The organism is Microcoleus sp. B3-D2 (genome assembly GCF_036705345.1).
Lineage (GTDB): Bacteria > Cyanobacteriota > Cyanobacteriia > Cyanobacteriales > Microcoleaceae > Microcoleus.
In genome coordinates this window covers 1-10,148 of record NZ_JAUBUG010000122.1, presented here as the reverse complement: position 1 = coordinate 10,148, position 10,148 = coordinate 1, and the positions used below count along the sequence as shown (strand labels likewise).

Below are 10,148 nucleotides of genomic sequence, written 5' to 3'. Positions count from 1 at the left end.
CCCTAATTATGAAATGGAACCGAAAAATAAAAAATAAAGGTAACTTGGTTAATGCAGTTTAGATGTCGAACAGCTTACTACTCAGACGAAATTACTGATTTAATGCGAAAACATCATCAGTCTTTATCTGAAAAAGACCAAAGAAAATATGCAGCGATAGAAGCCGTAAAACTTGGACATGGTGGAATTATTTACATAGCCCGAGTTTTGGGAGTAGACAGGAATACAATAGCCAAGGGAATTAAGGAGTTAAAAAGTGAATCCGACACTACTTGTAATCAACAGAGAATTCGCCGACGTGGAGGAGGAAGAAAAACTAGGGAGTCTGAGATACCTGATTTAAATGAGCATTTTTTAGAAGTCTTAAAAAACCACACAGCCGGAGAGCCAATGTCGGAAAAAATTAAATGGACAAATCTTACCCAGCAACAAATAGTTGAAGGTCTGAAGCCTCAGGAAATAATAGTCAGTACAACAGTTGTTCAAAAACTGTTAAAAAAACATGGATATGTGAAACGCCAAGCTCAAAAAAAACAAACAACCGGAGTAACCAAGAATCGTAATGAACAATTTGAAAATCTTGCCAGAATTACCACCGAGTATGAGTTACAGGGAAATTCGATTGTTAGTATGGACACGAAAAAGAAGGAATTTAGTGGAAATCTCTATCGAGCAGGAAGTCTATATACTACGGAAGCTATTACGACATTTGACCATGATTTTTGGAGTTTGGCTGAAGGAAAAGTAGTACCTCATGGAATTTATGATCTGCAACATAACCGAGGATATTTAAACCTGGGAATCAGTAAAGACACGAGTGAATTTGCTTGTAAATCGATTAAATTATGGTGGGTTAATTACGGAAAATTTATCTACCCTCAAGCCGATTCAATTTTGATAAAATGCGATGGTGGTGGCAGTAAGAATTCCAATCATCATATCTTTAAATCGGATTTACAAAAATTAGTTGACGAGCTAGGGATAGAAATTAGAATCGCACACTATCCCCCCTATACATCGAAGTATAATCCGATTGAACATCGTTTGTTTCCTCACGTAACCAGAGCCTGTCAAGGAGTAATTTTTACCAGTCTTGAGTTAGTGAAAAAACTCATGGCAAAAACTCATACTAAAACCGGGCTTTCTGTGGTAGTAAATGTGAGCGATAAAATTTATGAAACTGGTCGAAAAGTAGCTAAGGGATTTAAAGAAAAAATGAAAATTATTTTTGATGAATATCTACCAAAATGGAATTATCGTGCTGTTCCGACTATTTAGCAGACGCTAAAGTTATTAACTTTTAATTCCTTAGGGAAAAAATGCAAGCCCAAACTCAAAGCCTGCCCTGGGCCGATTTAATTAACAATCGCGAGGGCGGCTTCGACGCCGCAATCGAAGCCCAGCTCGTAGAGTTGCGACGGTCGCACTTCTACGGCAATACACCAACTTCAACTGCGGCGCGATCGGCGGCTTGGCCACAACAAACTTTTAACCAATAACGCTATAATTTTAGATTGAAAATTCAATTAAAACAAACAGAGATCTTAGGGTCAACTTTCTCTGTTCTCTCAAGCAAGTTAACTGTGTGGAGGTTCAAGCACTCTCCATACGGAGGTTAGAGAGTCATCTTAAGGTAAACTGCACAAATAGGCACAATTGTCTACATCATCAAAAAATTGCACAAATAATGGTTGAGTCAATCACTAAGCCAATGGTTTCTGCTACAGAAGCAGACTGGAGCCGCGAACAAGCTGGCAAGTGGTGGGAGCCTAGTCGCCAACTGCTCAAATCTATCCGCAACTATCAAAAGTGGCAGCAGCAGGGTGGGATTTTGGGCTATTTCTTATGCCGTTTGAACATCATTCAGTATCGATTCTGGACCGTTGTAACTGCAACAGACATCCCTTTAAACTGCCAAATACAAGGAGGACTGCTGTTGCCTCATCCTAATGGCATTGTGATTCACCCAAGTGCATCCATTGGCCCTAACTGTCTGATTCTTCAACAGGTGACAATTGTTGCTGATGTCAAAATCGGCGGTCACGTCGATATTGGTGCAGGAGCGAAAATTATTCGCTCCGTAACGATCGGCGATCATGCTTTGATTGGTGCCAATGCTGTGGTGATTTGTGACGTGCCACCAGGTGCAACCGCAGTAGGAATACCGGCAAAAATAATCGAAAAAAAAACACAGGAAGTCTGAAAAATAGTAACCGTTCAGGGGCAGGGCGGTTTCATTCTCTAATTTTAGCTGCGCTAAAATTAGAGAATGGGACATCAGTATATGAGGCAATCGCCCGTATTTTTGCGATCGCTAATTTCTCGATATTATTTAACATTAAAATTAACCGTTTGCCTTGCTGATCAACGGTTTTGGCTATCGAATGCTTTAAATTATAGTGTTCGCCAACAGGTTAAATATCAAGTTCAAGCGAAGATAAGTATCAGATTGGATAAGCTGGAACACAACCATCGTTGTCCGGCTTTTACCGATCGAAAGCCTAATAATCTATAAATATTGAGGGCGATCGTACTTAAAATTGATAAATTAGTTACCGCTTTATAATCATGCCTCGGCCACATAAGTAGGTCGGCGCAAAAAAAACGAAGTATGTTAAAATAAGTAAAGAAAGAGAATACATCTACTGAGGTAACTCAATATATGGGCGCTAGATTAAGGGTATTCCTGACTCAACAACAAGACAAAACTCTATTAGAACTGAGAATTGCGGATGTTCCACAAAAAGTCAAAGATAGAGCAGAAGTAATTAGATTAAATGCACAGGGCTGGTACGTTGAAAAAATAGCTGCTCATTTTAACTGGACTCCACAAACAGTGAGAGAGGTTTTACATAAATGGTCGCATCTAGGCATGGAAGGGCTTTGGGAATCGCCTGGTCGAGGGGCAAAACCCAAGTGGAAAGAGTCAGATATAGAGTTTTTAAAAGAATGCCTCAAAAACGAACCACGTACATATAACAGTCTTCAATTAGTCCAGAAATTAGAAAAAGAACGTTCTGTTAAACTAAGTGCCGACCGATTAAGACGGATACTAAAAAAAAAGGTTTATTTGGAAATTCGCTTAGAAAAAGTCATAAAGGAAAACAAGACCCCATAGTACAAGAAACGAAGCAATCCGACTTAGATATGTTGCAATTAGAGGCAGCGGCGGGAGGAATTGACTTAAAATATTTAGATGAATCAGGATTTTGTGCGTGGAGTGAACCTGGTTATACTTATTACCAAATAGGTGAGCAAAAACGGTTGGAACAAACGAAACGGCGTGGTCGCAGACTAAGTATTGTCGGACTTCTTCAACAGGGAATCAGTTTTGTTTACGGTTTAGTCATTGGGGGTGTTGATCGAAAAGCTTATATCAAAATGATGGAACGAGAAGCCCAGGAAGCTGCTGAGATGGGACGACGGAGAGTAATCGTACAAGACAACGGCCCAATACACCGATGCAAAGAAGTCCAACAATTTTGGCCGCATTGGGAAAATCAAGGTTTATATATCTTCTTTTTGCCCAAGTATTGTTCGGAAATGAACCCCATTGAATTGGAGTGGCAACACATTAAAAAAGATGAAGTGGCTGCGACATTTGTTTGATGATGAGTTAGAACTCGCCTACGCCGTAATTCATGGAGTAGAAGTTAGAGGACAAAGGGGGAATTACACTACACAACGTCTTAAGTTTAACTCCAATTAGGTAACTTAATGTTTTGTTACATAGATTGGTTTTTTACCGCCTACCTACTTATCTTTTTTTACCACAAGTGGGTCAACGCCTTACCTTGTCTAGCTTCTAACGGGGTTGTCACCCCCCCAGGCCATCAAGCTTGATTGCTTGGATCACTTTTTGACGGAGGTCGTAACTGTAGGGTTTTGGCATGGGTTTCGCTCCGGCACAGCCGGAGCAAGATTAAGGGATACTTCCAGTCTAGGGCTTAACCGCCTTGGCGGTTACTATAAAACCGGGCTTTCTGTGGTAGTAAATGTGAGCGATAAAATTTATGAAACTGGTCGAAAAGTAGCTAAGGGATTTAAAGAAAAAATGAAAATTATTTTTGATGAATATCTACCAAAATGGAATTATCGTGCTGTTCCGACTATTTAGCAGACGCTAAAGTTATTAAATTTTCATTCCTAACACCGTTCCCGCTTTGATTTTACCTGGTAACAAGCGGTTGAATAAATCAACAAACTGGTAACCGAATGCTACTAAAATATGAACTAAGGAATTTTGGCGCGAGCGAAACGCGGTAGGAAATTTGGCGTTGCTGGATACAGGTATGAATTAAAGATTTCGCAATTGCTATAAACCCTCGGAGGGTGAGTTTTGTAAATTCCGATCAAAGGTGATTCATCCCGTGAATCAGCAACGCCGGAAATTTAATATTTGCGTTCAGGGGCCCCATCACTATCGGCCCACCCAATCCGAACATCAACGAAGGAAATTTGGCCGAGACTGGTGTTGGCTCGTACACAATGTCAATCTGGTGTTCGCTCACCAGCCGCCGGACAATGCGACGCTGTAAGACTTGGGTGTACAGGTGACTGAGCAGCCCAAAAGTAAATTCATTCACTCTTGCAGGGATAAATCGCCCGCAATTGTTAAGCAGCCGGTGCAGCCAAGTGTCGGCTACAAAGTGCATTCGATCGCGGTCTTCTGGAAACAGCCCTGTGAGTTCTGCTTGGGTGCGCGCATGCACCACTAACCAGGTCTCTATTTGGCGCGATCGAAGTATCCTGAAGTAGTTGATCGGCAGCAATGACTCGCCGCCGAATTTAGTTGAGGCCTTCTGAGCAACAATTAAAAGTCGCATAACTTGTTTTGGGTCCCCCTGGATTGATGCACTCTGAGATGAAATTTATTCTTTGGAATAACTAAGACGGGTTAGTTATTCCAAGTTTTTCCAAGCACTGAGCTAAAGTTTCTGCACTGCGGCCGTGGCTAAATTTGGCCATGATTTTTTTCCGGGATTCCTGACTGATGCTCAAAGCAAGTTCTGGATTTTGGAGGAGATTGGTGATCGCGTCTGCTAATTGCTCGGGGGCTTCAGGTTCTACAAGTAACCCATCAATGCCGTCATCTATAAGCTCCTTTACTCCTCCTGACCCTGTAACTACTACAGGCATCTCCATTGCCATCGCTTCCATGATCGCGACACCTAGAGGTTCGTGCCAACTGGCAAGGGCAAATACCTGTGCTTTTTCTAGGGACTCATTGACGGTATTTTCAGACACCGCACCGAGAAGGCTAACACAACTTTTCAAGCCAAGCTGTTCGATCAGCTTTTCTAACTCCAGGCGGTAGCCACTGCCACCCTGTTCGTCTTCTCCAGCAATTTGCAGCTCAACATTAAATCCTCGTTTTCTGAGTATATCTATCGCAGCAATCAAATCCGCATGACCTTTACATCTGTTGAGACGTCCGCAACTAAAAATGTGGCAAGCATCACTTCCATTCCATGCGGAATATGGTGTTTTTCTGTGGAAACGGGAGAGGTCAACCCCCATAGGAGCTATTTCAACCTTTTGAGGAAGATGACCCGCAAGGCATTTGTTCACTTCGTCATAAAGCTTTTTAGTAATGACTATTGCAAAGGCAGAAAAGTGCCATTTCTGTTCTTGGTTAGGGCCGTAGTCAGTTAGGGGGCCGTGCAGCGTCAGGCTATAGGATACTTTTGAGAGTAATGAGGCGAACATCGCTATACTGGCGGCATTGGCACAGGAATGAACGTGGATGTGCGACCAACCTTTTGTTCTTGCTAACCCTGCTAGTTTGCCAGCAACAAAAACCAATGCAAATAGCCGAACCTTTTGAGATAAGGATGTGTCACTCGCTTTGGCAATAACTGCGAGGCACTGCCACCATGCAGCGGGACCAGCTTTGAGAACCTCTAGGAATGAGTTAATAAAATCTTTCGCAGCAAAGGGAAATAGATAAACAGTATTTTTTTGAGCTTCTTCTGCCCATACGTGAGAAGCGATCGCTCTGGGGGGCGGTTGAGTCGATACTAAATCTGTTTCAATTCCAAGTTCTGCAAGAAATTGTCGCTCCCGCCAGAAAAAAATGTGTGTTTGTCCTGGAAATTGAGGAATAAAATATCCAATTTTTGCCTTCATTTCGTACCTGCTTTCTACTTTTTAACTCAACAATATCGCTCTACTATGTCGATGCACTAACACTTTTCTCACCGAGCATTTTTTCGTAAATCTCGAGGATTTTTATGGCTTTGTTTTCCCACGCAAATTCTCTGGCTCTTTCTATAGCCTTAGCTGACATAATTTCCCGCAGTTTATCATCTTCGACCAACATCTGAATTTTACTTGTCAACTCCTGAGTGAGATACTCTCTAGAAATCGGCTCTATCTTAAAACCAGTTTCTTCATTCACGTATTCACCAATACCCCCGTTATTGGCAACTATGCAGGGAAGTCCGCAAGCCATAGCTTCGATTACCACTGCGCCGCCAAACTCTCGGATCGAAGGGAAACAAAAAATATCTGCTTTCCTGTAATAATCCAGAGTTTCTGATTGATTTATCCATCCTGTAAAGCTGACTATTTCGCCTAAATTAAGATTCTTGACTCGGTTTTCCAAGTTATTTCTTTCCGAGCCATCTCCTACGATTGTTAAGCGTATTTTACTTTGAATTGCCTGGGCTAATTTCCCAATAGACTCTATGACAACATCGGCGCATTTGTAAGGCACTAATCTGCCCACAAAAAGTAAATTTATCTGGGACCCTTCTTCTTTTGCTGGTTTGGCAGACATTAAAAAATCCTGGGAAATCCCATTTTCGTAAAACAGCTCTATTCTTCTATCAGGGATAGCAAACAATTTTTTTAGCAAATTTAGAGTATATGTTGAACCTGCCAATACTTTATCTGCTTTCTTGTAAGTTTCTACATAACCTGGAATTAATGCTCGCCCAACTGCTCTCAAAAAGTTGAATTGAGCAAATTCTTGTCTGGCTGTTTCTTGAAAGCCTGGTGGAAAGGGAATGCCCCCATTCACAGGCCCTAGAATAAAAGGAGTCTGCTGACACACACTGACTACCTTAAACGGATATCGCGGCATCATAGGGGTAATTGCATGAACTATGTCATAATCTCCGTTGAGGATTTTTGCTTGAAATTTTTTATAGACTTGCTGATTAAATTCTTCATAAATTGGGTAGCTCAAGGCATTATAAAGAGGCCAATTTACTCGCCCGTTTGCCGTAATTTTGGCGACTATTTTATAATATTGTTTAGCTAACTTTCCTTCTTCCATGTAGAAAACTTTTTCGTATTTAGGGTGTTTTTCAAGAGCTGGTTTATTTCTAATATGGGTAACCAGTGTCGCATCAACTAAATTGTTAATCTCTTGAAAATAATTGTAGCCCTCCAAAGGTACAGATGCCCAGTCAGGATTGCACTGCTCTACAATTAGTAAAACTTTTAATTTTTTCTTAATCATTTGTTTGCTACCTGTGTTTGTGAGTTAATTTTGAATTCTTGTATGAGGGAGCTAGGCTTGGGGAGTAATTCTAGCTGGCTGAATTAATAGAGTTTGTTGTTTTGTATTCGATTAGCTTGCTCTGCTGTCCCAGCAATCGGCGCTGGTGAAACTGGATTTGACCTTGTAGCTGGGGAAATTTGGCTAATACACATGACAAAGCGTAGATGGCTGCGTCTTGAGTTGTGAGAGCCCGATGCTTTATATAATAGTTATAGGTGCGATAGGTTGCTAAGGGGTAGCCACTCAATAGTAACAAGCTCCAGCCTTTTGTCGGCCATGTCATTGCCAAGGCTAGGGCTGGCAAGACTAAGCCCCAAAACCAGGTGCTGCGGGTTTCTTTGACCCAATGGCGCTCTGGTTCGCTTCCGTGCATCCAGGAGCCTTCGGCATAGGCGTGACCCGCTCTTTGAGCCCGCTTCCACCACTGAGCGAAACTGGTCATTTGCGCGTCGTGCAGGGTCATTTCTGCCTCTAAGCGAAGAATTTTCCAACCTTTCTGGCGGAGTCGCAAGCACAGTTCGGGTTCTTCGCCGGCTATGAGTGCGGGATTGAAACCTTCGACTTGCTGAAATGCGGTGGCGCGCATCATGGAGTCGCCACCGCAGGCTTTGGCTTCGCCGATGGGGGTATCCCACTCGATGTCGCACAATTGGTTGTAGATGCTTGCTTCGGGGTATCGTTCGCGCCTGCGCCCGCATACTGCTGCTACCTCGGGTTTGGCGGCGAGTTCGTTGTAGGCCCGATCAATCCATCCATCAACTACTTCGCAGTCACCGTCCACAAATTGGACAAATTCGATGTCTGGCGCTAGTTCCAGCAAGCGGGCAAAGCCTTCGTTTCTGGCGCGTGCTGCGGTAAACGGTATAGATAAGTCTAGTTCTACTGTATTGGCTCCGATCGAGCGGGCTAACTCTAAGCTACCGTCTGTTGAGCCAGAATCGACATAGACGACCCAGGCAACTTGCCTGATCGCCTGCCTTAAGCACTGGCGAAGCCGTGAGCCTTCATTGCGTCCGATCGCCACTAATCCAACTTGTTTCAAGTCTTACCTCTTAAATTCGACTACTGAGCTGTTATTTTAATATTTTAGTGACACTCAAGGTAAGTTCACAATATTTTTAGATGGTAACTTCTATGGAGCTGCGGTTTTTGGTGTTAAACTGCCTGTAGCTTATGCTCTATTAAGCCACACCCATCATTTTGAGTAGAGCTTGGTCAAAAATGCTGAATTTAAGTTCTTTGTGAACAAAGAACTGTACCGACCGGGCAGTCAGCCATACATTTTTTTCACTCTGCGAACAGTGGAATTACCCTGACTCTCAAGTCCGCATGGTTGTTCCCAATTGCGATCCATCATGTCGCAGACCGAATCTTGTGGAAGCTGTACCCAGATACCTCAAATGGCTGTATTACCGAAGCGCTGACGGGCCTAGAGATTTTACAGAAAAGCGTTTCCTCAGAGATATCAAGGATTTTGATGCAATTTATTTGTAGGTGCGATTCGTTGAGACTGTTGGCGAATATCTAAGGGGTTTGACCCCTCAGACATCGCCGTCCTGAATAGGCAGAATGATGGTGTAATGAAACACCATATTAAATAATTTATTATGACTCTTCACCTCCGCGACTGGTCATCGATTCCAGAAATGACCGCTTCTATAGCACCAACCTCATTTCCCAAAGGAAACCCATATATGAAAATGCGCGATGAACTCGGAGTGTTGTACTGTGATAGTGACTTTGTAACCTTGTTTCGAGCCGACTGCGGTCAAAGTGCGTTATCACCTGGACAATTAGCATTAATCAGTGTGATGCAATTTGCCGAGGGATTGACTGACAGACAAGCAGCAGAAGCGGTCAGAAGTCGTATAGATTGGAAGTATGCTTTGGGACTAGAAATTACTGATAGCGGTTTTGATTATTCAGTTTTAAGTGAAGGGAGAAGTCGATTAATTACTTCGGGACGTGAAAGTGAATTACTTGATAAAATGCTAGCACATTTTCAAGATCGGGGAGGGCTCAAAGCCAGGGAAAAAGCCAGAACTGATTCAACCCATGTCATCGGAGCCATTCGCAAACTGAACCGCCTAGAATGCGTTGGAGAAACTTTACGTCATGTTTTAAATCAGTTAGCCACTGTTGCTGATGAATGGTTATTAACAGTAGTTAATCAGGATTGGTCCCTACGTTATGGCACGAGATTTGAGCAATACCGTCTACCAAAATCTCAAACAGAAAAAGAAAGCTTGGCATTGACTATTGGCCGTGATGGTCATCTGTTATTGTCAGCTTTATATGACCCGTTAAGTCCTGAATGGTTGCGGCAGCTCAAAGCGGTAGAAATTTTACGCTGTGTGTGGATACAGCAATATGGGTGGTGCAAAGGCAAGGTTTATTGGCGAGAAGCCGATAATTTACCGCCCCACAAGCAGTTAATTACTTCCCCCTATGATACCGAAGCTCGCAATCGGACAAAAAGAGATACCAATTGGACAGGTTATACAGTACATATTACGTAAGGATTCAGGTCAGGGGGTATTGACAAAGATGATACAGGAGGAAGATTATTAGAATTATGAAAAAAGAGCAGCCTCTCAAACTAGACAGTGAAATATTGAACCAGTTGGCTCCCTCGCAA

General features: G+C 42.6%; 9 protein-coding genes and 1 pseudogene. 6 read left to right on the top strand and 4 right to left on the bottom strand.

What is annotated here, in order from left to right; translation table 11 throughout:
- Positions 1-102: 102 nt before the first annotated feature.
- The 5 genes from QUB14_RS27400 to QUB14_RS27380 all read left to right on the top strand — a co-directional run bounded on the left by QUB14_RS27400 (position 103) and on the right by QUB14_RS27380 (position 4,117).
- Positions 103-1,278, top strand: a complete 1,176-nt coding sequence (locus QUB14_RS27400) for an ISAzo13 family transposase (RefSeq protein ID WP_333221214.1) — start codon at positions 103-105, stop codon at positions 1,276-1,278.
- 41 nt (positions 1,279-1,319) lie between these two features.
- Positions 1,320-1,499, top strand: coding sequence for a hypothetical protein (locus QUB14_RS27395; RefSeq protein ID WP_333221212.1), 180 nt, complete (start codon positions 1,320-1,322; stop codon positions 1,497-1,499).
- A gap of 188 nt (positions 1,500-1,687) precedes the next feature.
- Entirely contained in the window at positions 1,688-2,203 is a 516-nt protein-coding gene (locus QUB14_RS27390; protein ID WP_333221210.1) for a serine acetyltransferase, read from the top strand.
- 459 nt (positions 2,204-2,662) lie between these two features.
- Positions 2,663-3,609 (top strand): IS630 family transposase gene (locus QUB14_RS27385; protein WP_333221208.1). Its coding sequence is split into 2 segments (ribosomal slippage): positions 2,663-3,055 and positions 3,058-3,609, totalling 945 coding nucleotides; the frame shifts between segments, so codons are not numbered across the junction.
- A gap of 250 nt (positions 3,610-3,859) precedes the next feature.
- Positions 3,860-4,117, top strand: a complete 258-nt coding sequence (locus QUB14_RS27380) for an ISAzo13-like element transposase-related protein (protein ID WP_333221206.1) — start codon at positions 3,860-3,862, stop codon at positions 4,115-4,117.
- Positions 4,118-4,352: 235 nt separating this feature from the next.
- On the opposite strand, the gene QUB14_RS27375 is transcribed toward QUB14_RS27380, so the two are convergent.
- The 4 genes from QUB14_RS27375 to QUB14_RS27360 all read right to left on the bottom strand — a co-directional run bounded on the left by QUB14_RS27375 (position 4,353) and on the right by QUB14_RS27360 (position 8,552).
- A complete protein-coding gene (locus QUB14_RS27375; RefSeq protein WP_333221204.1) occupies positions 4,353-4,826 on the bottom strand; it encodes a hypothetical protein in 474 nt (157 codons plus the stop codon).
- 61 nt (positions 4,827-4,887) lie between these two features.
- On the bottom strand, positions 4,888-6,129 hold the full coding sequence (gene epsE / locus QUB14_RS27370) for an exopolysaccharide biosynthesis GT4 family glycosyltransferase EpsE (protein WP_333221201.1): 1,242 nt from the start codon (positions 6,127-6,129) through the stop codon (positions 4,888-4,890).
- 43 nt (positions 6,130-6,172) lie between these two features.
- Positions 6,173-7,468, bottom strand: a complete 1,296-nt coding sequence (locus QUB14_RS27365; RefSeq protein WP_333221199.1) for a glycosyltransferase family 4 protein — start codon at positions 7,466-7,468, stop codon at positions 6,173-6,175.
- 70 nt (positions 7,469-7,538) lie between these two features.
- A complete protein-coding gene (locus tag QUB14_RS27360) occupies positions 7,539-8,552 on the bottom strand; it encodes a glycosyltransferase (protein WP_333221197.1) in 1,014 nt (337 codons plus the stop codon).
- A gap of 565 nt (positions 8,553-9,117) precedes the next feature.
- On the opposite strand from QUB14_RS27360, the pseudogene QUB14_RS27355 reads away from it, so the two are divergent.
- A pseudogene (locus QUB14_RS27355) lies at positions 9,118-10,026 on the top strand (transposase); the annotation flags it as partial.
- Positions 10,027-10,148: the final 122 nt, after the last annotated feature.

What these genes read in the sequence shown, in the direction of transcription:
- QUB14_RS27375 (WP_333221204.1), bottom strand. Translation starts at nt 4,826, where the DNA reads ATGCGACTTTTAATTGTTGCTCAGAAGGCCTCAACTAAATTCGGCGGC.
- QUB14_RS27390 (WP_333221210.1), top strand. Translation starts at nt 1,688, where the DNA reads ATGGTTGAGTCAATCACTAAGCCAATGGTTTCTGCTACAGAAGCAGAC.
- QUB14_RS27395 (WP_333221212.1), top strand. Translation starts at nt 1,320, where the DNA reads ATGCAAGCCCAAACTCAAAGCCTGCCCTGGGCCGATTTAATTAACAAT.
- QUB14_RS27365 (WP_333221199.1), bottom strand. Translation starts at nt 7,468, where the DNA reads ATGATTAAGAAAAAATTAAAAGTTTTACTAATTGTAGAGCAGTGCAAT.
- epsE (WP_333221201.1), bottom strand. Translation starts at nt 6,129, where the DNA reads ATGAAGGCAAAAATTGGATATTTTATTCCTCAATTTCCAGGACAAACA.
- QUB14_RS27400 (WP_333221214.1), top strand. Translation starts at nt 103, where the DNA reads ATGCGAAAACATCATCAGTCTTTATCTGAAAAAGACCAAAGAAAATAT.